The organism is Pseudoxanthomonas koreensis, from assembly GCF_041890415.1.
In the GTDB taxonomy this organism is placed as follows: domain Bacteria; phylum Pseudomonadota; class Gammaproteobacteria; order Xanthomonadales; family Xanthomonadaceae; genus Pseudoxanthomonas; species Pseudoxanthomonas koreensis_A.
The window spans coordinates 1,555,073-1,581,902 of record NZ_CP169056.1 but is presented as its reverse complement, the minus strand read 5'-3'; the positions used below and the strand labels follow the sequence as shown (position 1 = coordinate 1,581,902).

The window sequence follows — 26,830 nt, the reverse complement described above, 5'->3', positions numbered from 1 at the left end:
ATCCGGACGAGCGCTGGATGCGCCACGCATTCGCGCTGGCCGAGCGGGCCCAGCGTGAATTCGACGAGATCCCGGTGGGCGCGGTGCTGGTGGGCGCGGACGGGCAGCTGCAGGGCGAGGGCTGGAACCGCAACATCGCCGAGCATGATCCCAGCGCGCATGCCGAGATCGTGGCGTTGCGCCAGGCCGGCGCGGCCGCGGGCAACCACCGTCTGCTCGGGTCCACCCTGTACGTGACCCTGGAGCCGTGCGCGATGTGCGCCATGGCCATCATCCATGCACGCGTGGCGCGGCTGGTCTATGGCGCTTCCGACCCCAAGACCGGTGCCTGCGGTGGAATGGTCGACCTGGTTGCCGATCCGCGCCACAACCACCGGGTGCAGGTGCGCGGCGGGGTGCTGGGCGAGGAAGCCGGGCGCCGGCTCAGCAATTATTTCCGCGCCAAGCGCGGCAAGCCGCCGTTGTAGGCATCGATGGCCGGGCCTAGCCGGCGCGGCGCTGCATCGGGCGGTGGTCCATTTCCTCGTTGATCGCGGTCACCGCCAGGGTCGACTCGCGCGCCAGCATGAGGCTGGCGGCCAGCATCGCGATCACGCCGAAGGATGCCAGCCACAGCGGCAGCGACCCCAGCCGGTGGTCGGTGAAGGTGTCCACCGCCACTGCCAGGCTGGTGCCGACGAAGAAGCTGATCGCGGTGTACAGCAACTGCCCCACCCGCAGGATGGTCAGGCTGCGCAGGCGCTGCAGGGCGATGCGCTTTTCGTACAGCGCGCGCTCGGCATCGTCCTCGATCTGGGTCAGTTCGCGCAGCAGGGTGCGGGCGCGGTCGATGATCCGGGCCAGGCGGTTGTTGGCCGACAGCAGCAGCGAGGCGGTGGCGGTCAGGAAGAACGCCGGGGCCAGCATCGCGGCGAGTACTGCATGGGTGTCGGTGACGTACATGGGCGGCCAGTGCGGAAGTCGTGCGTTATCATGCCACCCCGCACGCGCCAGGCAAGCGCGCAACCGCCAGGAGAAGCATCGAGCATGGGCAGCAGCGCAGTGGCCGGGCAGGACCGCCTGATCTGGATCGACCTGGAGATGACCGGCCTGGATACCGATGCCGATTCGATCCTGGAAATCGCCACGGTGGTCACCGATTCGCAGCTCAACATCCTCGCCGAGGGCCCGGAACTGGCGATCGCCCATCCGTTGCCGGTGCTCGAGGCGATGGACGACTGGAACCGCAACCAGCACGGACGCTCGGGGCTGTGGCAGCGCGTGCTCGACAGCCAGGTCGGCATTGCCCAGGCAGAGGCGCTGACCGTGGCGTTCCTGCAGCAGTGGGTGCCAGCCGGGGCCTCGCCGATGTGCGGCAATTCGATCTGCCAGGACCGGCGCTTCATGCACCGGCTGATGCCGCGCCTGGAGAAGTACTTCCACTACCGCAACCTGGACGTGAGCACGCTCAAGGAGCTGGCACGGCGCTGGGCGCCGGAGGTGCTGGCGGGCGTGCACAAGCAGGCCGCACACACCGCGCTGAGCGACGTGCACGATTCCATCGAGGAACTGCGCTTCTACCGCCGGCACCTGGCGGCGCTGGCAGCGCCGGCGGCGTAGCCGGGCCGCTCAGTCCGGCTGCGCCTGGCTGCGCGCCAGCCGCAGCCAGGTGTCGACCACGGTATCCGGGTTCAACGACATCGATTCGATGCCTTCGTGCATCAGCCATTCGGCCAGGTCCGGGTGATCGGACGGGCCCTGGCCGCAGATGCCCACGTACTTGCCGCGTGCGCGCGCGGCCTGGATGGCCATCGACAGCAGCCGCTTGACCGCAGGATCGCGCTCGTCGAACAGGCCGGCCACGATCGACGAGTCGCGGTCCAGGCCCAGGGTCAGCTGGGTCAGGTCGTTGGAGCCGATCGAGAAGCCGTCGAAGATGTCCAGGAACTCGTCGGCCAGCAGCGCGTTGGACGGTACCTCGCACATCATGATGATCTTCAGGCCCGGCTTTCCATCGGCACCGGGGCCCTGGACCAGGCCATTCTGGCGCAGCACCTCGATGACCTTGCGGCCCTCGTCCAGCGTGCGCACGAACGGGATCATCACCCACAGGTTGTCCAGGCCCATCTCGTTGCGAACCTTGAGCACGGCCTGGCATTCCAGCGCGAACGCGTCGGCGAAGGACGGATCGACGTAGCGGCTTGCGCCGCGGAAGCCGATCATCGGGTTCTCTTCCTGCGGCTCGTAGCGGTGGCCGCCGATCAGGTTGGCGTACTCGTTGGACTTGAAATCCGACAGGCGCACGATCACCGGGTTCGGCGCGACCGAGGCGGTGAGCGTGGCGATGCCCTCGGCCAGGCGCTCGACGTAGAAGCCCACCGGGTCGGAATAGCCGGCGATGCGCGCGTCGATCTTCTTCTTCGTTTCCGCATCCTGCTTCGCGTATTCAAGCAGGGCCTTCGGGTGCACGCCGATGTGGCTGGCGATGATCATCTCCAGCCGCGCAAGACCAATGCCGGCATTGGGCAACTGGCCGAAGTCGAACGCGCGCTCGGGGTTGGCCACGTTCATCATGATCTTCAGCGGCGCCGGGGGCATGTTGCCCAGGTCGGTGGAGGTGCGCTCGAAGGGCAGGGTGCCGGCGTAGATGAAGCCGGTGTCGCCTTCGGCGCAGCTGACCGTCACTTCCTGGCCGTCGCTGATCTTCTCCAGCGCGTTGCCGGTGCCGACCACCGCCGGCACGCCCAGCTCGCGGGCGATGATCGCCGCGTGGCAGGTGCGGCCGCCGCGGTTGGTGACGATGGCGCTGGCGCGCTTCATCACCGGCTCCCAGTCCGGGTCGGTCATGTCGGCGACCAGCACGTCGCCGGGCTGCACGTGCTCCATGTCCTGCAGCGAGCGCACCACGCGCGCCACGCCTGTGCCGATCTTCTGGCCGATGGCGCGACCCTCGGCGATCACCTCGCCACGCTGTTCCAGCGCATAGCGTTCGATCTGGGTGGCCTTGGCCCGCGATTTCACCGTCTCCGGCCGCGCCTGGACCACGAACAGCTTGCCGCTCACGCCGTCCTTGGCCCATTCCACGTCCATCGGCCGCCCGTAATGCTGCTCGATCACCAGCGCCTGCCTGGACAGCTCCTGCACGTCGGCGTCGGTGATGGAGAACTTCGAGCGCAGCTCGTTTGGGGTGTCCTCGGTACGCACGCGCTCGCCGGGCGTGGACGAATAGACCATGCGCAGCGCCTTGCTGCCCAGGGCGCGGCGCAGGATCGCCGGCTTGCCCTGCTTCAGCGTGGGCTTGTAGACGTAGAACTCGTCCGGGTTGACCGCGCCCTGCACCACCATCTCGCCCAGGCCGTAGCTGGAAGTGATGAACACCACGTCACGGAAGCCGGACTCGGTGTCCAGGGTGAACAGCACGCCGGAGGCACCCACGTCCGAGCGCACCATCAGCTGCACGCCTGCGGACAGGAACACGTCCTCGTGCCTGAAGCCGTGATGCACGCGGTAGGCGATGGCGCGGTCGTTGTAGAGGCTGGCAAACACCTCCCTGACCTTGTCCACCACCTGGTCGGCACCGATGACATTGAGGAAGGTTTCCTGCTGCCCGGCGAACGATGCATCCGGCAGGTCCTCGGCAGTGGCCGAGGAGCGCACGGCGACCGCGACCTGGCCACCGCCGTTGTCCGCGCACAGCCTGGCGTAGGCATCACGGATGGCGGCGTCGAACGGTTGCGGCAGTGGCGCAGCGGTCACCCAGCCGCGGATCTCCCTGCCGGCGGCGGTGAGGGCCGGCACATCCTCCACGTCCAGCGTCGCCAGCCGGTCCTGGATGCGCTGGTGCAAGTGGTTGTGGGCGATGAAATCGCGGAACGCCGCGGCGGTGGTGGCGAAGCCGCCGGGCACCGATACCCCGAGGCCGGCGAGGTGGCCGATCATCTCGCCGAGGGAGGAGTTCTTGCCGCCAACGCGGGCCAGGTCGGCCAGGCGCAGCTCATGCAGCCACAGGATGTTGCGGTCCAAGCGCGATGCTCCTGGGAGCCATCGCCCGGCAGGGCGACAGCCGTGCCCGAGGTGTGGGGCCGCTATGATGCTGTGCGCCCGCGCGGCGCCGCAAGCCGGAAAGCCGCGTGAATTCCGTTCCTCGACAGGAAGCGCTTACATGGCCCAGGTGCGACCGGTGTTCTATGTCTCCGATGGTACCGGTATCACCGCCGAGACCATCGGCCACAGCCTGCTCACCCAGTTCAGCGGCTTCAGTTTCCTCACCGACCGCATCGCCTTCGTCGATGATCCGGACAAGGCGCGTGCCGCCGCCGCCCGCATCCGCACGGCCGGCGAGCAGTACGGGGTGCAGCCGATCGTGGTCAATTCGTGCGTGGACGCGCGCCTGAGTACCATCCTCGGCGACAGCGGCGCGTTGATGCTGGATGTGTTCGCGCCATTCATCGGCCCGCTGGAGCACGCATTGGGCCAGCCGCGCCAGGCGCACGTGGGCCGCGCCCACGGCATGGTCGACTTCGATGCCTACCACCGCCGCATCGAGGCGATGAACTACACCCTGGCCCACGACGATGGGGTGGGGCTGGACTACGCCGAGGCCGATGTCGTGCTGGTGGGGGTGTCGCGCGCGGGCAAGACGCCAACCTGCGTGTACCTGGCGCTGCATCACGGGCTGAAGGCGGCCAACTACCCACTGACCGATGGCGACCTGGACGGCGAGCGCCTGCCGCCGCGGCTGGCGGCATGTCGGCGCAAGCTGTTCGGGCTGACCATCGATCCGCAGCGGCTACACCAGATCCGCCAGGAGCGGCAGCCGGATTCACGCTATGCGCGCCTGGAAACGTGTCGCCGCGAAGTGCAGGCGGCCGAGGCGATCTTCGGCGTGGAGCGGGTACCGGTGCTGAGCACCACCCATGCGTCGATCGAGGAGATCGCCAGCCGGGTGTTGTCCGTGCTGGGCCTGCAGCGGGTGATGTTCTGAATGCGCCACCATGCACTGCGGACCCCGCCAAGGTATGGGCGATTGGCGCGCGAATCAATGCTGCCACCGGCGTGCGCCACCGTGTAGCATCGATTGCATGCAACAGGTCACCTCTCCCGACACCCGCGTTCCCAGGCTTGGCCGCTTCGGTTGGCTGATGGCGCTGTACGCGGAGAACCACGGGCGGCTGGTGCGGCTGTTCGCCCCGGGCGGGCTGGCGGTGGGCAGCCACGTCTCATCGGTCGGTGACGGCCTGGGCGTGCGGCTGGATGTACTCGAGCGCCACCGCTACACCCTGGAGCTGCGCCTGACCTACGACCTGCTCGACCCGCTTACCGGCGAGCCGGACCCGTCGGCCTACCTGCGCCTGTACCAGGATGCACGCCAGGTGGAGACTACCCACTGCTACGTGGGCCGGCGCTGGCAGGACGTGATGGGCATGTTCCCGCCGCCGGCCGAGCTGGTGGACCACCGCCTGCGCATGAACACCTTCCTCGGCAAGTGGCTCGAATACCTGGCCGATTGCGGCCATGGCGTGGCCACCCTGCGTCCGGCCGGCCCGGTGCGCTTGCCCCAGCCGCAGCAACTGCCGCTGCAACCCTAGCGGAGCAGGCCCCGATGACGTCCCCCATCCCGTTGTCGGTCCTGGACCTGGCCCCGGTGTGCGAGGGCAGCGACGTCGGCACCGCGCTGGGCAATTGCCTGGACCTGGCGCGCCACGTCGAGGCGCTGGGCTACCGCCGCTTCTGGCTGGCCGAGCACCACAACATGCCGGGCATCGCATCGGCGGCCACCGCGGTGCTGATCGCGCATGTGGCCGCGGGCACCTCCCGGATCCGGGTGGGTGCAGGCGGGATCATGCTGCCCAACCATTCGCCGCTGCAGGTGGCCGAACAGTTCGGCACCCTGGCCGCGCTGCATCCGGGCCGCATCGACCTGGGGGTGGGGCGTGCGCCCGGCACCGACCAGGCCACCGCACGCGCCCTGCGGCGCTACTTCGAAGGTGCCGACCGGTTTCCCGACGATGTGCAGGAGCTGCTGTCCTGGTTCCGCGCGGCGGTGCCCGGGCAGGCGGTACGGGCGGTGCCGGGGGCTGGGCTGGAGGTGCCGGTGTGGATCCTCGGCTCGAGCCTGTTCGGTGCGCAACTGGCTGCCGCGCTGGGGCTGCCGTATGCGTTTGCCTCGCACTTCGCCCCGGATGCGATGGAGCAGGCCTTGCTGCTCTACCACCGCCAGTTCCAGCCCTCGGCGCAGTGCCCGCATCCATACGTGATGCTGGCGGTGAACGTGGTGGCCGCCGACACCGACGCCCAGGCCCGGCGCCTGTTCACCACCCCGCAGCAGGCCTTCGTCAACCTGCGCCGTGGCCGGTCCGGGCTGATCCCGCCGCCGGTGGACGACATCGAGGCCTGCTGGACCGCGGAGGAGAAGGCCGGGGTGGAGCGGGCGCTGGCCTGCAGCGTGGTGGGCGGGCCGCAGGCGGTGGCCAGGGGCCTGGCCGACTTCGCCGACCGGCATCGCCCGGACGAGTTGATCGTGGTGGCCAACCTGCATGACCACCAGGCCCGCAAGGACTCCTACCGGATCGCCGCGCAGGCCTGGGGGCTGCCGGCCCCGGAGTGAACGGCCGCTACCCCCGGATGACCGGTACTCGCGTTCCGTCGCGAATACGGGTATTGTGCGCCCACTGTGTTGCCTGGGTCACCGTGGTTCGTGGCCTGATGGAGTCGATCCGACGATCCGCTGCATCGTTCCGCTTTGCCTAACACCTGCAATCCAGTACCACCACGGACGAGCCGTGGCCGGTTTCCATTTCAAGACTGTTTTTGAGGAGTTAGCAATTATGTCCGATCGTCAGACCGGCACCGTCAAGTGGTTCAACGACGCCAAGGGCTTCGGCTTCATCACCCCGGAGAGCGGTGCCGACCTGTTCGTGCACTTCCGTTCCATCCAGGGTGCCGGCTTCAAGTCGCTGGCCGAAGGCCAGAAGGTTTCCTTCGTCGTCGTGCAGGGCCAGAAGGGCCTGCAGGCCGACCAGGTCCAGGCGCTGTAATCCGCGCGCCTGCCGGCTGGTCCGGCGGGTAGACGAACGCCGGGGGCGCAAGCCTCCGGCGTTTTTCGTTGTGGCGCTTCGGTCATGGCGCCCGCCGTGACGTCCCGCCAGGGTGCAGGGCGGTAGCATCCTTGCCCGCATGCACATCGAATTCGACAACACGGTCCTGCGCGAGTTGCCGGGCGACCCGGAAGCCGGGCCGCGGGTGCGCGAGGTGGATGCGGCCTGGTCACGGGTCGATCCGGAACCGGCGCCTGCGCCGCGCCTGCTGGCCTGGTCGCCGGAAGCGGCGGCGCTGGTCGGGCTGGATGCATCCGATGCGGCCGATCCGCTGTTCACCCGGGTGCTGGCGGGCAACGCGGTGCTGCCCGGCATGCAGCCTTGGGCGGCCAACTATGGCGGCCACCAGTTCGGCCACTGGGCAGGGCAACTCGGCGATGGCCGTGCGATCTCCCTGGGCGAGGCCATCGGTAGCGGCGGCCGTTGGGAACTGCAACTCAAGGGCGCCGGGCGCACCCCGTACTCGCGGTTTGCCGATGGCCGCGCAGTGCTGCGCTCCTCGATCCGCGAATTCCTGTGCAGCGAGGCGATGCATCACCTGGGCATCCCGACCACGCGTGCGCTGTCCCTGGTGGCCACCGGCGAGCCGGTGCTGCGCGACATGTTCTACGACGGCCGTCCGGGCGAGGAGCCCGGCGCGGTGGTATGCCGCATGGCACCCAGCTTCCTGCGCTTCGGCAGCTGGCAACTGCCCGCCATGCGCGGCGACATCGCCCTGCTGCGGGCGCTGACCGACCATGTGCAGCGCCACCATTTCCCGGACCTGGCAGGGCACGGTGCGGCCGGCGACGCGGAGTGGTTCGCCCGGGTGTGCGAGCGCACCGCCTGGATGGTGGCCGGCTGGATGCGGGTGGGCTTCGTCCACGGGGTGATGAACACCGACAACATGTCCATCCTCGGCCTCACCCTGGACTACGGGCCCTATGGCTGGATCGAGGACTACGACCCGGACTGGACGCCCAATACCACCGACGCGCATGGCCGCCGCTACCGCTACGGCACCCAGCCGCAAGTCGCGTTCTGGAACCTGTCGCGGCTGGCCCAGGCACTGGCGCCGCTGTTCTCCGATCCGGCGCCCCTGGAGGCGGGGTTGCAGCGCTTTGCCAGCGCCTGGAATGAGGCCGAGCGCGACCTGGCTGCGCGCAAGCTGGGCCTGGCTCACTGCAGGGACGCGGACATGGCGCTGTTCACCGACCTGCTCGGCCTGCTGCGCGATGGCCAGTTCGACTTCACCCTGTTCTTCCGCACCCTGGGCCGGATTGATCCGCAGGCCGCCGATGCGGACACGTTCGCCGCTGCGTCCTACGATGCGCCGGCCCACCGGCGCGTTGCCGATGCCCTGGGCCAGTGGCTGCAGCGCTACGCCGCGCGCCTGGCCGATGATCCGCTCGCGTTGCCGCAGCGCCGCACGCGGATGGAACTGGCCAATCCCTGCTACGTGCCACGCAACTGGCTGGTGCAGGAAGTCATCGACCGCGCCGAGGCGGGCGATGCCAGCGGCATCGGTGAGTTGCTGGAGGTGATGCGGCGGCCCTGCGAGGAACAGCCCGGACGCGAACACTTCGCCAGCCGCAGGCCGGAATGGGCGCGCGACCGCGCCGGGTGCTCGATGCTGTCGTGCAGTTCCTGAGCCTGGCCCGGCCGGTGGCGCAGGCCGGGCCGTGACCCGCCGGGTTCAGAGCGGACGCACGCGGAAGCGCCGGCCCTTGATCCTGCCTGCTTCCAGCCGCGACAGCGCGCGCGCGGCATGTTCGCGGGCGATGGCCACATAGGAGCGGGTGGCATGGATGCTGATCCGGCCGATGGCCGCCGCCGGCAATCCCGCCTCGCCGGTCAGCGCACCGAGGATGTCACCGGCGCGCAGCTTGTCGGTCTTGCCGCCATCGATGCGCAGGGTGGTCATCAGCGCCTGTGCCGGTTGCGCCGGGCGGCCGGTTGCCAGCGGTGAAGCCTCGCGCGACGGCGGGCGGTCCTGGGCCTGGGCGATCATCTGCGCGCGCGCGTTCTCGCGCGCGGCCACCAGGCTCAGCGCCAGCCCGCGGAGCCCGGCGCGGCCGGTGCGGCCGATGCGGTGGCGGTAGGCATCCACGTCGGTGGGCAGTTCGTAATTGAGCACCACGGCCAGGTCCTCCACATCGATGCCGCGCGCAGCCACGTCGCTGGCCACCAGTACGTTGCAGCTGCGGTTGGCCAGCTGCAGCAGCACTTCGTCGCGGTCGCGCTGCTCCATGTCCCCGTGCAGGGCCAACGCCGAGAAGCCGAACTGGCACAGCGAGCTAGCCACCTCGTCCACGTCCTTGCGGGTATTGCAGAACACCACCGCCGACTCGGGCCGGTAGCGCAGCAGCAGCCCGGCCACGGCCTTCTGCCGGTGCTGCGGATCGACATCGAAGAAGCGTTGCTCGATGTCCGGCGCGGAGGCCTCGCCTTGCACGGCCACCTCGGTCGGATCGCGCAACAGCTGGCGCGCCAGTGCGCGGATCGCATCGGGGAAGGTGGCCGAGAACAGCAGGGTCTGGCGCTGGCCGTGGCAGCGGTTGGCGATTTCGCGCACCGGCTCCTCGAAGCCCATGTCCAGCATCCGGTCGGCCTCGTCCAGGACCAGGGTGCGCACCGCGCCAAGGTGCAGCACCCGCTTGCGCGCCAGCTCCTGCACCCGGCCGGGCGTGCCCACCACCACCTGCGGGTCATGCGCCTGCAGCGATGCGATCTGCGGATCAAGCGCCACCCCGCCGGTGAGCACGCTCAGCTTGAGGTTGGGGATGCCGATGGCCAGGCGCCGCAGTTGCTGGCCGACCTGGTCGGCCAGCTCGCGGGTGGGGCACAGCACCAGCGCCTGGCAGCGGCTGGTGGCCGGATCCAGCCGCTGCAGCAGGCCCAGGCCGAAGGCGGCGGTCTTGCCGCTGCCGGTCGGGGCCTGCGCGATCAGGTCGCCACCGGCGAGGATCGTGGGCAGTGCCATGGCCTGGATCGGCGTGGCGGTGGTGTAGCCCTGGGCATCCAGGCCCGGGCGCAGGGCTGGGGACAGCGGCAGCGAGGCGAAATCGGTCATGCGCCATTCTCGCAGGTCGCGGCGGGTTGCCGGGGAGTCCGTACAATGCACGCATGCCCCTGATTGCCCTGCAGAACGTCGACTACAGCGTCGGCGGCCCCTTGTTGCTGGAAAAGGCCACCCTGGCGATCGAGCCGGGCGAACGCATCGCCCTGATCGGCCGCAACGGCGCCGGCAAGTCCACCTTGCTCAAGCTGCTGGACGGCCAATTGCAACCCGACGATGGCCAGGTGCGGCGCCAGGCCGGGGTACGCGTGGCCCGGCTGGAGCAGGAAGTACCGCAAGGCACCGGCGGCAGCGTGTTCGACGTGGTCGCCGGTGGCCTGGGCGAGCTGGGCACCTGGCTGGCCGAGTTCCATCGGCTAAGCCACGCCCGGGAGTTCGACCCGGCGGCCCTGGCGCGGGTGCAGGGGCGCATCGATGGCGTCGACGGCTGGGCCCTGGACCAGCGCGTGGCCGAGGTGCTCAGCCGCCTGCAACTGGATGGCGATGCCGACTTCGCGCGCCTGTCCGGCGGGATGAAACGACGCGTGCTGCTGGCCCGCGCGCTGGTCGGCCCACCGGACGTGTTGCTGCTGGACGAGCCGACCAACCACCTGGACATCGAGGCGATCGACTGGCTGGAGGCGTTCCTGCGCGAATGGAAGGGCAGCGTGGTGTTCGTCACCCATGACCGCCGCTTCCTGCGTGCGCTGGCCACCCGCATCGTCGAGATCGACCGCGGCCAGGTGAGCGACTGGCCGGGCGACTGGGACAACTATCAGCGGCGGCGCGCCGAGCGGCTGCATGCCCAGGCGCAGGAGAACGCCCGCTTCGACAAGCTGCTGGCGCAGGAAGAGATCTGGATCCGGCAGGGCATCAAGGCCCGCCGCACCCGCGACGAGGGCCGCGTGCGCCGGCTCGAGAGCATGCGCGTGGAGCGCGCGCAACGGCGCGAGCTGGCGGGCAACGTGCGCATGGAAGCCGGGCAGGGCACGACCTCGGGCAAGAAGGTGATCGAGGTGCGCGACCTGGTGTTCGCGCACGGCCCGCTGATGATGGTGGATGGTTTTTCCACCACGGTATTACGCGGCGACCGGATCGGCCTGGTCGGCCCCAACGGCAGCGGCAAGACCACTCTGCTCAAGCTGCTGCTTGGCCAGTTGCAGCCGCAGCAGGGCGAGGTGAAGCTGGGCACCAGCCTGCAGGTGGCGTACTTCGACCAGTACCGCGCCACCTTGCGCGAGGACTGGAGCGCGATGGAAAACGTGGCCGGTGGCCAGGACTTCGTCGAGGTCGGCGGCAACCGCAAGCATGTGCTGTCCTACCTGCAGGATTTCCTGTTCACCGCCGAGCGCGCCCGCGCACCGATCACCCGGCTGTCCGGCGGCGAGCGCAACCGGCTGCTGCTGGCGCGCCTGTTCGCGCAGCCATCCAACCTGCTGGTGATGGACGAGCCGACCAACGACCTGGACGTTGAGACCCTGGAACTGCTGGAGGAACTGCTGGCCGACTACGCCGGCACCCTGCTGCTGGTCAGCCATGACCGCGACTTCCTCGACAACGTGGTCACCTCCACCCTGGTGATGGAGGGCGAGGGCCGGGTGGGCGAGTACGTGGGTGGCTACGCCGACTGGCAACGGCAGCGCAGCGCACCGGCGACCGTACCGGCGTCGGTATCGCGGCCAGACCCGCGGCCGGCACCAGCTGCAGCGGCCGCCGCCGTGCCGGCCGGCAAGCGCAAGCTCAGTTACAAGGACGCGCGCGAACTGGAGCAGTTGCCGGCGCGGATCGAGGCGCTGGAGGGCGAGCTGGCGGCGATGGCCGAAGCGATGTCGGACCCGGCGTTCTACCAGCAGGAGGCCGCGGCCGTGGCTGGACACGCCCAGCGCATGACCGGGGCCCAGGCCGAGCTGGACGCAGCCTACGCGCGCTGGGCCGAGCTGGACGGCTAAGCCGGGGGTTGGCGGCCGCGGGCCGTGGTTGGCGCGGTATCGGGCCAGTGCAGGGGCCGGTGCGCGCGTCGCCCTGCGCCAGTGGCGGTGACGGTGCTGCTCAGTGCAGCAGGGCCGATCCGGCCACCCCGTGTTCCTCGTCCTCGACCGCCAGGAACACCCAGAACGGCACCTCCATCGCCGCCCAGCCCTGCGAGGCTTCGTGCAGCACGTCCAGCAGCGTGTCGTATTCGCGCGGGCAGGCCGCACGCAGTTGCCCGGCTTCCTCCAGCAGCAGCGCATAGCCCGATGCCGGCAGCCAGCTCAGGTCGCGCAGCGCATCGGACAGAGCATCCCAGTTGCGGCCGAAGCCGGCAGGCAGGTCCAGCACCGAGGCCAGGCGCAGCAGCAGGGTGGCCTTGTCGCGACAACCGTCCAGGTCGATGCTGCGCACCATCAGCCCGGCATCGCGCGCGGCCACGGCCAGCGCCGGCAGGTTGGCGGCGTCGGTCTCGTAGAGGCCGGCCTCGGCCGGATCATCCAGGCCGAGTTCGAATCCCGATTCGCTCATTGCGGTGCCTGCATGGGTGGGGGCTGGAAGGCGCGGAAGCTGTCGTAGTGGTCATCGGTGTAGTACCAGCGCACGGGCGGCTGGCCGCCGGTGACGATGCGCCGCGCGCCGCGATGCGACAGCCCCGGGGTAGGCACGGTGTACTCGCGGTAGTAACCGTGTGGTTGCTGCGGCAGGCGGCGCTCGCGGTTGCCGAACACGCTGCCGTCCTGGCGGTGCGGGTGCGGTGCACCGCGGTGGATGCGTTCGATCACCGCTGCCGCTTCCGGCGGCAGGAACGCGGGCAGGGCGCCGGCCGCGCGCGCGGGCGCCGCTTCCTGCTGGTGGGTGGCCGGTGGCGCACCCGCCTGCAACGCCGGCGCGGGCAGCTGCTGGCGCACCAGCCACGCGGCCGCTGCCAGCACGAGCAGGGTGATGAGCAGGCGCGCGGCGCGCGATGCGTTGGTGCGAGGGGGCGTCATGGATGGGTCAAGTATGCGCGAGCGCTGCGGCGGCTGCTTGAACGCATGCCGGCCGGCGCCGGCTTCACGCTGCTGGAACCCGCGCCGCGCCATGCTCGCCGTCCGCACGCGGCACCTGGCCCGGGACGCAGCATTCCCCGCCACCATCTTGGTTGCGCAGGCCTGCGTCCCTACACTAGCGAGTGCCGCCCCGGAACCGTCCGGGCATGAACATCAAGGAGAAGACCGTGGCCTATACCCTCCCCGAGTTGCCGTATGCATACGACGCGCTGGAGCCGCACATCGATGCGGAAACGATGAAGATCCACCACACCAAGCACCACCAGACCTACATCAACAACGTCAACGCGGCGCTGGAAGGCACCGAGTTCGCCGACCTGCCGGTGGACGAGCTGGTGAAGAAGACCAGGTCGCTGCCGGAAAACCTGCAGGGCCCGGTGCGCAACAACGGTGGTGGCCATGCCAACCACAGCCTGTTCTGGAAGGTGATGTCACCCAAGGGTGGTGGCGAGCCGAAGGGCGACGTGGCCAAGGCGATCGATCGTGACCTGGGTGGTTTCGACAAGTTCAAGGAAGCCTTCACCAAGGCGGCGCTGACCCGGTTCGGCAGCGGCTGGGCGTGGCTGAGCGTGACCGCGGACAAGAAGGTGGTGGTCGAGAGCAGCGCCAACCAGGACAACCCGCTGATGGACGGCAACACGCCGATCCTGGGCCTGGACGTGTGGGAGCACGCCTATTACCTCAAGTACCAGAACCGTCGCCCGGACTACATCGGCGCGTTCTACAACGTGGTCGACTGGGACGAGGTGGAGCGCCGCTACCAGGAAGCTGTGAAGTAAGCGGTTCCCGGATTCAGGCATGACCAGGCGCCCCGGCATTGCCGGGGCGCTTTTTTTTGGTTCTTCTTCCAAGAGCGGGAAAGAGCGGGGCCTCGCTGCCGGAAGCAGTGGGGGGAGGGGGTGTCGCGGCGGTGCGGCGCGATGCCTGCTGCCGCTCATGTCCCCCGGCTGCGCCCTGCGGACGCAGCCTCCTCCTTGACTTCCCGTCAGCAGGCATCGCACCGCACCGTCCAACGTTCATCGCCCCCCACATGCAGGAGCCGGCGAGGCCGGCTCCTGCAAGGGGAATGGCGGTCAGTGCTGGATGGCGGCGTTGTCGCGCTGCTGCCGGTCCAGGTACTCCTTCGATGGCTCGTCCAGCTTGTCGCCGAGCATGCGCCTGACCACGATGAAGAACACCGGGATCAGCAGCAGGCCCAGGAAGGTGGCAAATACCATGCCGCCGATCACGCCGGTGCCGATGGCGTGGCGCGAGTTGGCGCCGGCGCCACTGGAAATGGCCATCGGCATCACGCCCATGATGAAGGCGAACGAGGTCATCAGGATCGGGCGGAAGCGCAGGCGCGCGGCCTCGATGGTCGCCTCGCGCAGGGTCTTGCCCGCCAGCCGCTGCTCCACCGCGAACTCCACGATCAGGATCGCGTTCTTGGCTGCCAGGCCGATGATGGTGATCAGGCCGATCTTGAAGAAGATGTCGTTGGGCAGGCCGCGGGCCATGCTGAAGATCACCGCCCCGAGCATGCCCAGCGGCACCACCAGCAGCACCGCCACCGGAATCGACCAGCTCTCGTACAGCGCGGCCAGGCACAGGAACACCACCACGATCGACAGCACCAGCAGCAAGGTGGCGGTGTTGCCTGCCAGGATCTCCTGGTAGGACATGCCTGACCAGTCGAAGCCGAAGCCGGCCGGAAGATCATCCATGACGATCCTCTCCATGCCCGCCATCGCCTGGCCCGAGCTGGCGCCCGGCGCCGGGGAACCGACGATGTTCACGGCCGCGTAGCCGTTGTAGCGGTTGAGCGAGGGCGCACTGGTGATCCACTCGGTATCGACCACGGTGGACAGCGGCACCATCCCGGTGCCATCGGGTCCGGGCGTGTAGTAGCTGCCCAGCGACTCCGATCCCAGCCGGTAGGGTGCGTCGGCGCGCAGGTTCACGCGCTTGATCCGTCCCTCGTAGAAGAAGTCGTTGGCATAGACCGGGGCCAGCATCAGGCCGATCGCGTTGTAGATGTCACCCACCTGCAGGCCCATCGACTGCGCCTGCACGCGGTCCACATGCAACTGCAGCTGCGGGGCGTCCTCCAGGCCGTTGGGGCGCACACCGGCCAGCGAAGCATCCTGCGCGGCCTTGCCCAGCAGCGTGTTGCGGGCCTGGGTCAGCGCCTCCTGGCCCTGGCCGGTGCGATCCTGCAGCCACATGTCGAAGCCGCCGAACTGGCCCAGGCCCTGCACGGTCGGCAGGTTGACCACGAAGATGGACGCTTCCTTGATTCCAAACAGGGCGCCGTTGGCCTGCTGGATGAACTCGGGCGCGGTGAGCTTGCGGTCCTCCCACGACTTGAGCTTGATGAAGGCCATGCCCACGTTCTCGCCCGACCCCACGAAGCTGAAGCCGGCAACCTGCATCATGCTCTCGAAGCCTTCCACCTGCTCCAGGCGCTGGTGCATCTGCGCGAACACATCCTGGGTGCGCTGCAGGGTCGCGCCCGGCGGCAACTGCACGATCGCCATGGCGTAGCCCTGGTCTTCCTCGGGCAGGAAGCTGCCGGGCATGCGCGTGAACAGGAATCCGCACAGCACCGCCAGCATCGCGAACACCGCCATCCAGCGCGGCGCATGCTTGACGGCACTGCCGATGTGGCCCACGTAGGTGTGCCTGACCCGGTCGTAGTACTTGTTGAAGGTGCGGAACACCACGTTGGAGTTGGCGTGGTGGCTGGGCTTGAGGAAGGTCGCACACAGCGCCGGGGTGAAGCCCAGCGCCAGGAACGCGGAAAACGCCATGGCAATGGCAATGGTCAGCGCGAACTGCTTGTAGATCTCGCCGGCCGCGCCACCCTGCAGGGCGCTGGGGATGAACACCGCCGCCAGGACCACGGTGATGGCCACCACCGCGCCGGTGATCTGGCCCATCGCCTTGACCGTGGCCTCGTAGGGCGGCAGGCCTTCCTCGGTCATGATCCGTTCGACGTTTTCGATCACCACGATCGCATCGTCCACCACGATGCCGATCGACAGCACCATCGCGAACAGGGTGAGCTGGTTGATCGTAAAACCAATGATCGACAGCCCCAGGAACGTGCCCAGCAGCGCCACCGGGATGACCAGGGTGGGGATGATGGTGGCGCGCAGGTTCTGCAGGAAGATCAGCATCACCAGGAACACCAGGACCACGGCCTCGGCCAGGGTCTTGACCACTTCCTTGATCGAGATGCGCACGAAGGTGGTGCTGTCGTAGGGCGACATCCAGGTCACCCCCGGCGGGAAGGTGGCCTGCAGCTCGTTCATCTTCGCGCGCACGGCCTCGGCCACGTTCAGCGCGTTGGCGCCCGGCAGCAACTGGATCGCGAAGCCGCCCACCGGCTTGCCGTCGAACTGGGTGTCGAAGCCGTAGGCGCCGGGACCGAACGCCACCCGCGCCACGTCCTTCAGGCGCACCGTGGTGCCGTCGGCGTCGGCGCGCAGGATGATGTTCTCGAATTCCTCCGGCGAGCTGAAACGGCCCTCGGCCGACACCGTGGCGGTGAAGGCGGTCCCTTCCGGCGCCGGATCGGCACCGACCGAACCGGCGGCGAACTGCACGTTCTGGGCGCGCACCGCGGCCAGCACCTGGGTGGCCGACAGGCCATAGCCCTGCAGCTTCTCCGGGTTGAGCCAGATGTTCATCGCGTACTCGGCGCCGAACTGCTGGACGCTGCCGACGCCGGGAATGCGCGAGACCTGGTCGATCACCCGCGAGCCGTTGAGGTCGTTGAGCGCGTTGCGGTCCACCGCCGGGTTGTCGGAGATCAGGCCGATCACCATGAGGAAGCCGGCATTGGCCTTGGCCACCACCACGCCCTGCTGGGTCACCTCGGAGGGCAGGCGCGGGGTGGCCAGGGCCACCTTGTTCTGTACCTGGACCTGGGCGATGTCGGCGTCGGTGCCGGTCTCGAAGGTCAGGGTGATGCTGGCCCGGCCGGTGGCGCTGGATGAGGAACTGAAGTAGAGCAGGTGATCGATGCCGGTGAGCTGCTGCTCGATCACCTGGGTGACCGCCGTCTCCACCGTGGCCGCACTGGCGCCGGGGTAGCTGGCGCTGACGGTGACCTGCGGTGGGGCGATGTTGGGGTAGGACTCCACACCCAGGCCGAGGATCGCGATCACGCCCGAGAGCGAGATCAGGATCGCCACGACCCAGGCGAAGACCGGGTGGTTGATGAAGAACTTGGGCATGGGTCGTCCTTACTCGGCCGGCTGCGCGTCCGCGCCGGCATCGGGCCCCGGCGCAGGCGCGTCGGCGGCCGGCTGTTCGGGCTGCCACGGCGCCGGCCGCACCTGCGCGCCTTCCTGCACCTTCTGCACGCCGGCCACGATCACCCGGTCGCCCGCGTCCAGGCCGGAGGTCACCAGCCACTGGCCGTCGGCGGCGGTCTCGGCGGTCAGCGGCTTGCGCGCGACCTTGCCGTCCTCGCCGACCGTGTACAGGTATGCGCCGCCGGCATCGCGCAGCACCGCCGGCTGCGGCACGAGGAACACGTCGTGCAGTTCGCCCAGGTTGGCTTTCAGGGTGACGAAGCTGCCGGGCAGCAGGGCCTTGTCGGGGTTGGGCACCACTGCGCGCAGCGAGACGGTGCCGGTGGACGGGTCCACCGTGGTGGCGGAGAAGTCCAGGGTGCCGGTGTGGGCATAGGCACGGCCACCGGACAGCAACACCTGCACGGTGGATTCGCCCGCGCCGGACAGGGCCACGTTGGCGGCGCCGCGCAGGCGCTCCAGCTCGGTCGAGCTGATGGAGAAATTGGCGTACAGCGGGTCGAGTTGGTCGACCGTGGCCAGCAGGGTGGCCTCGCCCTGGCCGACCAGTGCGCCCTCGGTCACCTGCTGCTTGCCGGCGCGGCCGGAGATGGGCGCAGTGACCCGGGCATAACCCAGGTCGATCTGCGCATTGCGCACGCTGGCGCGTGCGGCTTGCGCGGCCGCCGAGGCACTGCGTTCGGCGGCGATGGCGTTGTCCAGATCGTTCTGGGAGACGAACTTCTGCGGTGCCAGCTGGCGGGCCCGCTCGGCCGCGGTGCGGGCGTTGGCGTAATTGGCCTCGGCCTGGGCCAGTTGGCCCTGGGCGATGCCCAGTTGTGCCTGCATCGGTGCCGGGTCGATCTGGAACAGGACCTGGCCCTCGCTCACGTCGCTGCCTTCCTCATAGACGCGCTTGAGCAGGACTCCCGGGATCCGCGCGCGCACGTCGGCGGAGCGGTACGGCGACAGCCGGCCGACCAGGTCGCGCTGCAGCGGCACGGTCTGCGGCTGCACCTCGATCACCCCCACCTTCGGCGGCTGTGGCACGGGGGGCTGTTCCGGCGAGCAGGCCGCCAGGGCCAGCAGGCCGCAGGCCAGGAGCAGGTGACGATGGGTGGTCATGGGGGAGGGGCTCCGGTGCAATGTTGGACTATGTCAAGGAAGGGGGCAGGGCGGCGCGAAGGCGCGCAGGAAGCTGTCAACCGCGAAACTGGCCCACTGGGCACGCTCCGACGGTGCGCTGCGGTGCGGTGCCAGGTGCCGCTGCCGATCGAAATCCAGACCGACGATCATGCCCAGCAACAGCTCCGCCGCGCAGTGCGGATCGTCATGTTTCAGCAGGCCGCGGCGCATGGCCTGCTGCAGCCAGGCGGCCAGTTGCCCCTGCAGGGTGCCGGCCCAGCCGACGAACAGCTCGGCCACTTCCTGCGGAAACTGCTGCGCCTGGGCAGTGAGCAGGCGGGCGGCGCCGATGGTGGACGGCCGGCACAGGTGGTCCAGGTGCTGCTGGGCGAAGGCCAGCAGTGCCGGGCGCAGGGTCGGGGCGGTGGGCATGGCCGGCAGTCGCGCCAGGGCCATGCCGTCCAGTGCCACCTGGGCCATCAGCGCCTGCCGGGAGCCGTAGCGCGCATACAGGGTCTGCTTCGAGCAGCCGGCGCGCGCGGCCACCGCATCCATGCTCACATGCACGCCCTGCTCGGCCACCAGGGCGCGCACGGCGTCGCACACCCGCCGGTGGCGGGCATCATCCTTGCGTCGCGCGCGGGCCGGCACGATGGGGGAGGGTGTGGGGAGGGGCGGCATCGGGGTTGGACTATACCGTCCAGTTCACTATTTGGGAAGAGGCGATTCTGCCGTTCTGCAGCACGGTTTTTGCTTGGCCCCGGACTACAATCGGATGCAACTTTCCTGACGGCGAGCATGCGATGAACTCCCGATCCGGTGCGGGCCGCCCCGCCAAGCGCGCGTCCAGTCCCGTTTCCGGCAGCCGCGGGCGGAAGGACGCCGGGGGACGGGCAACCGGGTCCACCGTGCCCGCGGGCGAGCAGGTGCTGGACCTGGCGCCGGTATTGGCTGCTGTGCGCAGGCTGGTCCCGGCGGCGGGCCAGGCGCAGGCACGCGAGTTCCTGGCGGCGTTCTACCAGCGGCTGGAAGCGGATGAGTATCCGCAGCACGCGCCGGCCGCGTGGGCCGCCATCGGCCTGGACATGCTGGAGTTCGCGCGCCGGCGCAAGCCGGGCACGGCCAACGTCCGGGTATTCAACCCGGACCGGCAGGCCAATGGGTGGGAATCACCGTTCACCGTGCTCCAGATCGTCAACGACGACATGCCGTTCCTGGTCGATTCGGTGAGCATGGCCCTGGCCGACATGGGCGTGGGCGTGCACGTGCTGGGCCATCCGCTGGTGCGGATGCAACGCGACCGCGGCGGGCGCCTGCTGAAGGTCGGCCAGGGGCAGGCCGAATCGTTGATGCTGATCGAGCTTGACCGCCAGCCGAGCGAGGCGATGGCGCAGATCGAGCGCCGGATCGGCGATGTCCTGGCCCAGGTGCGCGCGGTGGTGGCCGACTGGCAGCCGATGCGCGAGCGCATGCAGGCGCTGGCCGACGACCTGGCAAGCCGGCCGTTGCCGGTGGACGATGCCGCCCGCAGCGAGGCACGCCAGTTCCTGCAGTGGGCCGCCGACGACCATTTCATCCTGTTCGGTTACCGCGAGTACCGGGTGCTGCGCCGGGCGGGCGGGGACGTGCTGGTGCCGGTGCAGGGCTCGGGCCTGGGCCTGATGCGCGGCAACGACAGCAACAGCCCGCGGCCGGTGCGCGACCTGGCCGCACAGGCGCTCAACGAGTCCGGGGTCGGCGAACCGCTGATCCTGACCCGGACCAACGCCCGTTCGCGCGTGCACCGCAGCGGCTACATGGACTACCTGGGAGTACTCGCGTTCGACGCGGGCGGCCGCATCATCGGCGAGCAGCGCTTCCTGGGGCTGTACACCTCCAGTGCCTACAGCGCATCGCCGTGGGAGATCCCGCTGGTGCGCGGGCGCTACGACTACGTGATGCGCCGCTCCGGCCTGGCAGCGGACAGCCACAGCGGCAAGGCCCTGCGCCATATCGTGCAGACCCTGCCGCGGGAGGAGCTGTTCCAGTCCAGCCAGGAAGAACTGTTCCGTACCGCCACCGGCGTGCTCGGCCTGCAGGAGCGGGTGCGCAGCCGCCTGTTCCTGCGCCGTGACCGCTACGGCCGCTTCTTCTCCGCACTGGTCTATATCCCGCGCGAGCGCTTCAACACCGACGCGCGGCTGCGCATCGAGGCACTGCTCAAGGACGTGCTCGATGGCGAGCACGTGGATGCAAGCGTGGTCCTGGGCGAATCGCCGCTGGCGCAGTTGCACCTGGTCGTGCGCCCGCGCGCCGGTGCGCCGGCGCACGTGGACATCCCGGCGCTGGAGCAGCGCCTGGCCCACCTGCTGCGCAACTGGCGCGACGACCTGCGCGAGTTGCTGATCGCCCGCCATGGCGAAACCGAAGGCCTGCGCCTGGCCAACGGCTGCGGGCGGGCATTGCCGGCCGGCTACATCGAAGACGTCTCGCCGGAACTGGCGGCCAACGACGTCGAACGCCTGGCCGCCCTCACCGGGCCCGACGACCTGCGCCTGAGCCTGCAGCCGGTCACCCACGAGGGCCCGGCGGGCGTGCGCCTGAAACTCTATCGCCAGAACGAGGACATCCCCCTGTCCGACGTGATGCCGTTGATGGAGAACATGGGCCTGCGGGTGATCTCCGAGCATCCCTACCGCCTGCAGGTCGCGCTGCCGGGCGGCGCCAGCCAGGTGGTCTACATCCAGGACTTCGAGATCGAGCGCACCGTCGGCGAGGGTGATGCCGGTGCCGTGGCGCCGGCGTTCGAGGACGCATTCGCCGCGGTGTGGCACGGGCGCGCCGAGAACGACGCACTCAACCGGCTGGTGCTGGGCGCCGGCCTGGACTGGCGCCAGGTCGCGCTGCTGCGCGGCTACTGGAAGTACCTGCTGCAGACGGGCGTGCCGTTTTCGCAGGGTGCGGTCGAGCAGACCCTGGGGCGCCATCCGCTGCTGGCGCGCCTGCTGGTGGAGTTCTTCCAGGCGCGTTTCCGGCCTGCCACCGGGCGCCCGAGCGCCGCGCAGGCGCGCGATGGGCGCCAGCACCTGGCGGATGGCCTGCTGGCCCTGGGCAGTGGCGATGCAGCCGAGCATCGTCTCCTGCAGGCCGTGGCCGACACCCGCGACGGCGAGCGGCAAGCCCATGTCGATGCGGTGCGGCAGGCCTTGCACAAGCTGCTGGACGGCGTGGCCAGCCTGGATGACGACCGCATCCTGCGCAGCTTCATCGGAGTGATCGACGCGACCCTGCGCACCAGCTATTTCCAGGCCGGTGCCGATGGCCAGCCGGCCGAAACGGTCAGCCTCAAGTTCGACCCGGCGCTGGTGCCCGACCTGCCGCGGCCGCGCCCCTACCGCGAGATCTTCGTCTACGGGCCGCGGGTGGAAGGCACCCACCTGCGCTTCGGCCCGGTTGCCCGCGGCGGGTTGCGCTGGTCGGACCGGCGCGAGGACTTCCGCACCGAGGTGCTGGGCCTGGTCAAGGCGCAGATGGTGAAGAACTCGGTGATCGTGCCGGTCGGCGCCAAGGGCGGCTTCTTCGTCAAGCGGCCACCGGCAACGGCCGATCACGAAGCGCTGCATGCCGAGGGCGTGGCCTGCTACCGGCTGTTCATCCAGGGCCTGCTCGACATCACCGACAACATCGTCGACGGGATGGTCGTGCCGCCGCGTGACGTGGTCCGCCACGATGGCGACGATCCCTACCTGGTGGTGGCCGCCGACAAGGGCACCGCGCGCTTTTCCGACATCGCCAATGGCCTGGCCATCGCCCACGGGTTCTGGCTGGGCGATGCGTTCGCCTCCGGCGGTTCGGCCGGCTATGACCACAAGGGCATGGGGATCACCGCGCGCGGCGGGTGGGAGTCGGTCAAGCGCCACTTCCGCGCCCTCGGGCGCGACTGCCAGAGCGAAGCGTTCACCTGCGTGGGCATCGGCGACATGTCCGGTGACGTGTTCGGCAACGGCATGCTGCTCTCGCGCCATGTCCGCCTGCTGGCCGCGTTCGACCACCGCCACGTGTTCCTTGATCCGGATCCGGACGCGGCCGCATCCTTTGCCGAGCGCCAGCGCCTGTTCAAGCTGCCCGGATCCAGCTGGGCCGACTACGACCCGGCACTGATCAGCAAGGGCGGCGGCGTGCACCCGCGCAGTGCCAAGTCGATCACCATCACCCCACAGGTGCGCGCGGCGCTGGGCCTGGACGAGGACGTGCGCACGCTGGCGCCGCACGCGCTGGTCAGCGCGATCCTGCGGGCGCCGGTGGACCTGCTGTGGAACGGCGGCATCGGCACCTACGTGAAGGCCGCATCCGAGCAGCATGCCGATGTCGGCGATCGGGCCAACAACGCGGTGCGCGTGGATGGCGGGCAGCTGCGCTGCCGCGTCGTCGGCGAGGGCGGCAACCTGGGCATGACCCAGCTTGGCCGGATCGAGGCGGCGCACAACGGCGTGCTGCTCAACACCGATTTCATCGACAACTCCGCCGGCGTGGACACCTCCGACCACGAGGTGAACATCAAGATCCTGCTGGGTGCGGCGATGCGCGCGGGCGAGCTCAAGCTCCCGGCGCGCGACCGCCTGCTGGCCTCGATGACCGACGAGGTCGCGCGCCTGGTGCTGCTGGACAACTACCGCCAGAACCAGGCCATCAGCCTGATGGAGCGGATGAGCGCGCGCCGGCTGGGCTCCAAACAGCACTTCATCCGCACCCTGGAGGCGCAGGGCCTGCTGGACCGGCAGATCGAGTTCCTGCCGACCGATGCGGAGCTGTCGGCACGCAAGGCGCGCGGGCAGGGGATGCCGCGGCCGGAACTGGCGGTGCTGCTGTCCTACTCCAAGCTGGTGGCCTACCAGCAACTGCTGGACTCGGATATTCCGGAGGATCCGTACCTGTCGCGGGAGCTGCAGCGCTACTTCCCCGCGCCGCTGCAGAAGAAATACGCGCAGTACATGCAGCAGCACCCGCTCAAGCGCGAGATCATCGCCACGGCGGTCACCAACGCCACCATCAACCGCATGGGGGCCACCTTCCTGCTGCGCATGCAGGAGGACACCGGGCGCAGCCCGGCCGAGGTGGCCAAGGCCTACACCATCAGCCGCGAAACCCTGGATGCGCGCCGGCTGTGGGAGCAGATCGACGCGCTGGACGGCACCCTGCCCGAGTCGGCGCAGATCGACGCGTTGCAGGTGATCTGGAACCTGCAGCGCTCGTTCGTGCGCTGGCTGTTGCATCGGCCCGGCCCGGTGCCCGGCATCACCGAGGCGGTGGAGCGCTACCGTGACCCGTTCAACGACATCCGTTCCGCATCCGGGGTGCTGCCGGACGCGCAGCGCCCGGGCTACGAGGCCTCGCTGCAGGAGTGGAAGGACAAGGGCCTGCCGGCGGCGCTGGCGCGGCAGTTGTCCGAGCTGCGCTACCTCGAGCCGGCGTTCGACATCATCGAGCTGGCGCGCGCGCACCGGCTCAAGCCGGTGGACGTGTCGCGCGTGCACTTCCGCCTGGGCGACGCGTTGCGGCTGCCGTGGCTGTTCGAGCAGATCGACGCGCTGCAGGTGGACGGGCGCTGGCACGCGGTGGCGCGCGGGGTGATGCGCGACGAGCTGGCGGCACACCAGCGCAGCCTGGCCGCGCAGGCCATGGCGCAGCCGGGCGCGAATGCGGACGCCAAGATCGCGCAGTGGCTGCAGCGCGACGACGTGCGCCTGCGCTTCACCTTGAACATGCTGTCGGAGCTGTCGGCGCAGAAGACCCTGGATTATCCGACCCTGTCGGTGGCGGTGCAGAAGCTGGGGCAGTTGGCGGCACAGGGCTGAGATGGCCCCTGTCGCGGCGATGGACGCCGGGCGGCCGCGGGGGCATCTGCATGCGTGGACGGGTATCCTTCCCGGCGGACGTGCACCGTCCGGATGGAGACCGCGATGAATCCCCGCCCCTGCATCACCTTCCTGGCCAGCGCTGCGCCCAACGCCCAGCAGGCCCTGGCCGAGCTGGTCGCCTGCCACGGCCAGTGCGAACTGGAACAGGCGGACGTGATCTGCGCGCTGGGCGGCGATGGCTTCATGCTGCAGACGCTGCACCGCCACGGGGCGCTGGGCAAGCCGGTGTACGGGATGAAGCTGGGCACGGTCGGCTTCCTGATGAACCACCATCACCACGAGGACCTGCTCGAACGCATCGCCACGGCCGAGCCGGCCAAGCTGCGGCCGCTGGAAATGCAGGCCCAGACCGAGTCCGGCGGCAGCGTCACCTCACTGGCCTACAACGAGGTCTCGCTGCTGCGCCAGACCCGCCAGGCCGCGCACGTGCGCATCGACCTCAACGGCCAGACCCGGTTGGACGAGCTGATCTGCGACGGGGTGATGGTCTCCACGCCCGCCGGCAGCACCGCCTACAACTTCTCCGCGCATGGGCCGATCCTGCCGCTGGGCTCGCACACCATCGCCCTGACCCCGATCGCGGCATTCCGCCCACGGCGCTGGCGCGGCGCCATCCTCAAGGCCAACACCGAAATCCGCTTCGAAGTGCTGGATCCGTACAAGCGCCCGGTCAGCGTCACCGCCGATTCGCACGAGACCCGCGACGTGGTGGAAGTGGTGATCCGCGAGTCGGCCGACCGCACCGTGACCCTGCTGTTCGACCCCGAACACAACCTGGAGGAACGTATCCTCAGCGAGCAATTCATGGTATGACGGGGGTGTGCCCGCCAATACGGGGGCGCATGCGGCCACTGGCGGCGTGCCCGTCGGCCGCACGACTGGCAAGGCTGTAGAGGGGGGGATCCCGTGAAGTTCTGGTATCTGATTCTGGTTTGCTGCGTCTGGCCGGCGCAGCAGGCGGCTGCCGCGTGCGTGTTCAGCGGCAATCTTTCGGTGTTCGAGCCCGGCATCGCGCAACTGGCGGACGATCCCAGCCTGCCTGCGCCAGAGCTGGAAAGCCTGGATGTCACCCGCGGTCTCAATGGCGGTGCCAGTTGCGACCAGATGGGCTTCATGTCGGTGAAGCTGCGCTGGCCGCGCGGCAGCCGCTTCGACCTGGACGAGATCGGCTTCGAATATCGCCTGGTCCAGGGTTCTGCGCCGGAGGGGCTGGTGCCGTCCACGCCGATGACCTCGCCGTCCAGCGGGCGCAAGGCCGAGCACCTGATCACCTGGCTGGATGGCACGCCGGCCCAGCAGCAGGCCCTGAACCTGCTGCTGGAAGTGCGCGCGGTGACCCCGGACCGGCGGCGCGGGCCGCCGATGATGGTGCAGGTCGTCGCCGCGCCGGGCAGCTGAGGCTGGCGGCCGGCAGCGCGGGCCTTTTCCGCCCGGGACGGCGATAATCGGCCCATGTTGCAGACGCCCGGCCTGCTCGATGACAACGCCCCGCGGGTGCTCACCGTCGCGGTGACGTCGCGTGCCCTGTTCGACCTGGAGGAAAGCCACGCGCTGTTCGAGCGCGAGGGCCTGGAAGCCTACCTGGAGTACCAGCGCCAGCATGAGGACCATGTGCTGGAGCCGGGCATGGCGTTTCCGGTGGTGCGCAAGCTGCTGGCGCTGAACCAGCAGTTGCCGGCACATGCGCCCAAGGTCGAGGTGATCCTGCTGTCGCGCAATTCCGCCGACACCGGGCTGCGCATCTTCAATTCCATCCAGCACCACGGGCTTGGCATCGTGCGCGCGGTGTTCACCGCCGGCGAGCCGACCTGGCCCTACGTGGCGCCGTTCGGCACCAACCTGTTCCTGTCGGCCAACCAGGAGTCGGTGCGCCGCTCGCTGCAGCACGGCGTGGCCGCGGCGACCATCCTGCCTTCGCATGCGGTCACCGAGTACCGCGACCAGTTGCGCATCGCCTTCGACGGTGATGCGGTGATCTTCGGCGACGAGAGCGAGCGCATCTCGCGCGAGCAGGGGGTGGAGGCGTTCGGCCTGCACGAGCGCCAGCGCGCGCGCGAGCCGCTGTCGGGCGGGCCGTTCCGCGGTTTCCTCTCCGCGCTGCACGACCTGCAGGCCGCGTTCCCGGCGGGCGAGGGTGCGCCGATCCGCACTGCGCTGGTCACCGCGCGCTCGGCGCCGGCGCACGAACGGGTGATCCGCACCCTGCGCGAATGGGGCGTGCGCCTGGACGAGGCGCTGTTCCTGGGGGGGCGGCCCAAGGGGCCGTTCCTGGCCGCGTTCGGTGCCGACATCTTCTTCGACGATTCGGCGCACAACATCGACAGTGCGCGCTTCCACGTGGCTGCTGGCCACGTGCCGCACGGCGTCGCCAATCCCGAGTAGGCCGGAGCAGGGC

At 69.5% G+C, this 26,830-nt stretch carries 21 protein-coding genes; 13 read left to right on the top strand and 8 right to left on the bottom strand.

What is annotated here, in order from left to right; translation table 11 throughout:
• The first annotated feature begins 17 nt into the window (after positions 1-17).
• A complete protein-coding gene (gene tadA / locus ACEJ41_RS07225) occupies positions 18-467 on the top strand; it encodes a tRNA adenosine(34) deaminase TadA (protein WP_374014091.1) in 450 nt (149 codons plus the stop codon).
• 16 nt (positions 468-483) lie between these two features.
• On the opposite strand, the gene ACEJ41_RS07220 is transcribed toward tadA, so the two are convergent.
• On the bottom strand, positions 484-942 hold the full coding sequence (locus ACEJ41_RS07220) for a DUF2721 domain-containing protein (protein ID WP_374011620.1): 459 nt from the start codon (positions 940-942) through the stop codon (positions 484-486).
• Between the two features lie 84 nt (positions 943-1,026).
• Between ACEJ41_RS07220 and orn the strand changes: the two genes are divergently transcribed.
• A complete protein-coding gene (gene orn, locus ACEJ41_RS07215; RefSeq protein WP_374011619.1) occupies positions 1,027-1,599 on the top strand; it encodes an oligoribonuclease in 573 nt (190 codons plus the stop codon).
• A gap of 9 nt (positions 1,600-1,608) precedes the next feature.
• On the opposite strand, the gene ppsA is transcribed toward orn, so the two are convergent.
• Positions 1,609-4,002 carry a phosphoenolpyruvate synthase gene (gene ppsA, locus ACEJ41_RS07210; RefSeq protein WP_374011618.1) on the bottom strand — a complete coding sequence of 798 codons (2,394 nt, stop codon included), beginning with the start codon at positions 4,000-4,002 and terminating at the stop codon, positions 1,609-1,611.
• Positions 4,003-4,141: 139 nt separating this feature from the next.
• On the opposite strand from ppsA, the gene ACEJ41_RS07205 reads away from it, so the two are divergent.
• The 5 genes from ACEJ41_RS07205 (at position 4,142) to ACEJ41_RS07185 (ending at position 8,706) form a co-directional block, all read left to right on the top strand.
• Entirely contained in the window at positions 4,142-4,963 is an 822-nt protein-coding gene (locus tag ACEJ41_RS07205; protein ID WP_374011617.1) for a pyruvate, water dikinase regulatory protein, read from the top strand.
• A gap of 97 nt (positions 4,964-5,060) precedes the next feature.
• On the top strand, positions 5,061-5,567 hold the full coding sequence (locus tag ACEJ41_RS07200; RefSeq protein WP_374011616.1) for a DUF1249 domain-containing protein: 507 nt from the start codon (positions 5,061-5,063) through the stop codon (positions 5,565-5,567).
• Positions 5,568-5,581: 14 nt separating this feature from the next.
• A complete protein-coding gene (locus ACEJ41_RS07195; protein WP_374011615.1) occupies positions 5,582-6,586 on the top strand; it encodes an LLM class flavin-dependent oxidoreductase in 1,005 nt (334 codons plus the stop codon).
• A gap of 220 nt (positions 6,587-6,806) precedes the next feature.
• Positions 6,807-7,016: a cold-shock protein gene (locus ACEJ41_RS07190; RefSeq protein ID WP_374011614.1), complete on the top strand. Its 210-nt coding sequence runs from the start codon at positions 6,807-6,809 to the stop codon at positions 7,014-7,016.
• A 139-nt stretch (positions 7,017-7,155) separates the two neighbouring features.
• Complete coding sequence (locus tag ACEJ41_RS07185) at positions 7,156-8,706, top strand: YdiU family protein (protein ID WP_374011613.1); 1,551 nt, start codon at positions 7,156-7,158, stop codon at positions 8,704-8,706.
• Positions 8,707-8,751: 45 nt separating this feature from the next.
• On the opposite strand, the gene dbpA is transcribed toward ACEJ41_RS07185, so the two are convergent.
• The gene (gene dbpA / locus ACEJ41_RS07180) at positions 8,752-10,128 is read right to left on the bottom strand and encodes an ATP-dependent RNA helicase DbpA (protein WP_374011612.1); all 1,377 of its coding nucleotides are present in this window, start codon (positions 10,126-10,128) and stop codon (positions 8,752-8,754) included.
• 53 nt (positions 10,129-10,181) lie between these two features.
• Between dbpA and ACEJ41_RS07175 the strand changes: the two genes are divergently transcribed.
• The gene (locus tag ACEJ41_RS07175) at positions 10,182-12,062 is read left to right on the top strand and encodes an ATP-binding cassette domain-containing protein (RefSeq protein WP_374011611.1); all 1,881 of its coding nucleotides are present in this window, start codon (positions 10,182-10,184) and stop codon (positions 12,060-12,062) included.
• Between the two features lie 100 nt (positions 12,063-12,162).
• On the opposite strand, the gene ACEJ41_RS07170 is transcribed toward ACEJ41_RS07175, so the two are convergent.
• On the bottom strand, positions 12,163-12,612 hold the full coding sequence (locus ACEJ41_RS07170; protein WP_374011610.1) for a barstar family protein: 450 nt from the start codon (positions 12,610-12,612) through the stop codon (positions 12,163-12,165).
• Complete coding sequence (locus tag ACEJ41_RS07165) at positions 12,609-13,073, bottom strand: ribonuclease domain-containing protein (protein ID WP_374011609.1); 465 nt, start codon at positions 13,071-13,073, stop codon at positions 12,609-12,611. The genes ACEJ41_RS07170 and ACEJ41_RS07165 overlap by 4 nt, the downstream gene beginning before the upstream one ends.
• 227 nt (positions 13,074-13,300) lie before the next feature.
• Here ACEJ41_RS07165 and ACEJ41_RS07160 point away from each other — a divergent pair, with 227 nt between their 5' ends.
• A complete protein-coding gene (locus tag ACEJ41_RS07160) occupies positions 13,301-13,912 on the top strand; it encodes a superoxide dismutase (RefSeq protein WP_374014090.1) in 612 nt (203 codons plus the stop codon).
• Between the two features lie 294 nt (positions 13,913-14,206).
• Here ACEJ41_RS07160 and ACEJ41_RS07155 read toward each other — a convergent pair whose 3' ends face one another.
• Genes ACEJ41_RS07155 through ACEJ41_RS07145 form a run of 3 tightly spaced genes read right to left on the bottom strand, consistent with a single transcriptional unit; the run spans position 14,207 to position 19,219 of the window.
• A complete protein-coding gene (locus ACEJ41_RS07155; protein ID WP_374011608.1) occupies positions 14,207-17,353 on the bottom strand; it encodes a multidrug efflux RND transporter permease subunit in 3,147 nt (1,048 codons plus the stop codon).
• A gap of 9 nt (positions 17,354-17,362) precedes the next feature.
• Positions 17,363-18,538, bottom strand: coding sequence for an efflux RND transporter periplasmic adaptor subunit (locus tag ACEJ41_RS07150; RefSeq protein WP_374011607.1), 1,176 nt, complete (start codon positions 18,536-18,538; stop codon positions 17,363-17,365).
• A 33-nt stretch (positions 18,539-18,571) separates the two neighbouring features.
• The gene (locus ACEJ41_RS07145; RefSeq protein WP_374011606.1) at positions 18,572-19,219 is read right to left on the bottom strand and encodes a TetR/AcrR family transcriptional regulator; all 648 of its coding nucleotides are present in this window, start codon (positions 19,217-19,219) and stop codon (positions 18,572-18,574) included.
• A gap of 122 nt (positions 19,220-19,341) precedes the next feature.
• On the opposite strand from ACEJ41_RS07145, the gene ACEJ41_RS07140 reads away from it, so the two are divergent.
• The 4 genes from ACEJ41_RS07140 to ACEJ41_RS07125 all read left to right on the top strand — a co-directional run bounded on the left by ACEJ41_RS07140 (position 19,342) and on the right by ACEJ41_RS07125 (position 26,817).
• The gene (locus ACEJ41_RS07140) at positions 19,342-24,372 is read left to right on the top strand and encodes an NAD-glutamate dehydrogenase (RefSeq protein ID WP_374011605.1); all 5,031 of its coding nucleotides are present in this window, start codon (positions 19,342-19,344) and stop codon (positions 24,370-24,372) included.
• A 105-nt stretch (positions 24,373-24,477) separates the two neighbouring features.
• A complete protein-coding gene (locus tag ACEJ41_RS07135; RefSeq protein WP_374011604.1) occupies positions 24,478-25,248 on the top strand; it encodes an NAD kinase in 771 nt (256 codons plus the stop codon).
• 93 nt (positions 25,249-25,341) lie between these two features.
• A complete protein-coding gene (locus ACEJ41_RS07130; protein WP_374011603.1) occupies positions 25,342-25,833 on the top strand; it encodes a hypothetical protein in 492 nt (163 codons plus the stop codon).
• Between the two features lie 54 nt (positions 25,834-25,887).
• On the top strand, positions 25,888-26,817 hold the full coding sequence (locus ACEJ41_RS07125; RefSeq protein WP_374011602.1) for a 5'-nucleotidase: 930 nt from the start codon (positions 25,888-25,890) through the stop codon (positions 26,815-26,817).
• Positions 26,818-26,830 lie beyond the last annotated feature (13 nt).

Bases quoted from the DNA above. Each gene is read 5' to 3' on its own strand.
- tadA (WP_374014091.1), top strand. From the start codon at position 18: ATGCGCCACGCATTCGCGCTGGCCGAGCGGGCCCAGCGTGAATTCGAC.
- ACEJ41_RS07220 (WP_374011620.1), bottom strand. From the start codon at position 942: ATGTACGTCACCGACACCCATGCAGTACTCGCCGCGATGCTGGCCCCG.
- orn (WP_374011619.1), top strand. From the start codon at position 1,027: ATGGGCAGCAGCGCAGTGGCCGGGCAGGACCGCCTGATCTGGATCGAC.
- ACEJ41_RS07205 (WP_374011617.1), top strand. From the start codon at position 4,142: ATGGCCCAGGTGCGACCGGTGTTCTATGTCTCCGATGGTACCGGTATC.
- ACEJ41_RS07200 (WP_374011616.1), top strand. From the start codon at position 5,061: ATGCAACAGGTCACCTCTCCCGACACCCGCGTTCCCAGGCTTGGCCGC.
- ACEJ41_RS07195 (WP_374011615.1), top strand. From the start codon at position 5,582: ATGACGTCCCCCATCCCGTTGTCGGTCCTGGACCTGGCCCCGGTGTGC.
- ACEJ41_RS07190 (WP_374011614.1), top strand. From the start codon at position 6,807: ATGTCCGATCGTCAGACCGGCACCGTCAAGTGGTTCAACGACGCCAAG.
- ACEJ41_RS07185 (WP_374011613.1), top strand. From the start codon at position 7,156: ATGCACATCGAATTCGACAACACGGTCCTGCGCGAGTTGCCGGGCGAC.
- dbpA (WP_374011612.1), bottom strand. From the start codon at position 10,128: ATGACCGATTTCGCCTCGCTGCCGCTGTCCCCAGCCCTGCGCCCGGGC.
- ACEJ41_RS07175 (WP_374011611.1), top strand. From the start codon at position 10,182: ATGCCCCTGATTGCCCTGCAGAACGTCGACTACAGCGTCGGCGGCCCC.
- ACEJ41_RS07170 (WP_374011610.1), bottom strand. From the start codon at position 12,612: ATGAGCGAATCGGGATTCGAACTCGGCCTGGATGATCCGGCCGAGGCC.
- ACEJ41_RS07165 (WP_374011609.1), bottom strand. From the start codon at position 13,073: ATGACGCCCCCTCGCACCAACGCATCGCGCGCCGCGCGCCTGCTCATC.
- ACEJ41_RS07155 (WP_374011608.1), bottom strand. From the start codon at position 17,353: ATGCCCAAGTTCTTCATCAACCACCCGGTCTTCGCCTGGGTCGTGGCG.
- ACEJ41_RS07150 (WP_374011607.1), bottom strand. From the start codon at position 18,538: ATGACCACCCATCGTCACCTGCTCCTGGCCTGCGGCCTGCTGGCCCTG.
- ACEJ41_RS07145 (WP_374011606.1), bottom strand. From the start codon at position 19,219: ATGCCGCCCCTCCCCACACCCTCCCCCATCGTGCCGGCCCGCGCGCGA.
- ACEJ41_RS07140 (WP_374011605.1), top strand. From the start codon at position 19,342: ATGAACTCCCGATCCGGTGCGGGCCGCCCCGCCAAGCGCGCGTCCAGT.
- ACEJ41_RS07135 (WP_374011604.1), top strand. From the start codon at position 24,478: ATGAATCCCCGCCCCTGCATCACCTTCCTGGCCAGCGCTGCGCCCAAC.
- ACEJ41_RS07125 (WP_374011602.1), top strand. From the start codon at position 25,888: ATGTTGCAGACGCCCGGCCTGCTCGATGACAACGCCCCGCGGGTGCTC.